At 32.6% G+C, this 417-nt stretch carries 1 protein-coding gene; it reads right to left on the bottom strand.

Features of this window, described 5'->3' with window-relative positions:
• Positions 1 to 417, bottom strand: a 417-nt coding sequence (locus CIL03_RS19460; RefSeq protein ID WP_165768010.1) for an AAA family ATPase, incomplete at both ends; no start/stop codon positions are given.

Below are 417 nucleotides of genomic sequence, written 5' to 3'. Positions count from 1 at the left end.
ATTCCTTCGCCACAGAAAATAATTTTAGAGTCAGGACGACTAGAGAAATTAATATATCTTATTAAATCTCGCATTAAAAAACCCGAACCGAATCGGAAAAATTCATGATCATTTTCAATGTCACTTAACATTGAAGCTTCATCTACAATATAAACAGATTTATTTCCCCAAATACAACGAGCTACTTCATAGTAATATTTAAACTTCCCCTGACCTAAAGATGTATCTGTTTTAAGTGTATCAATTTTATAGATTGACCTATGAATTGTTGATGTATGTTCTTCTCCTGTTTTACTTCTGAAAACCTTTGCTGCTCTTCCTGTTGGAGCCATGGAACAAACTTTTCTTTTTAGAAAAAACTTAATAAAGCGAATAACACCATCAGTTATAAATGTCTTACCTGTACCCGCATGGTCA

The organism is Virgibacillus indicus (assembly GCF_002266285.1).
GTDB classification, from domain to species: Bacteria; Bacillota; Bacilli; order Bacillales; family Amphibacillaceae; genus Virgibacillus_K; species Virgibacillus_K indicus.
The sequence above is the reverse complement of the archived record's forward strand: the minus strand, read 5'-3'. Positions and strand labels throughout refer to the sequence as shown.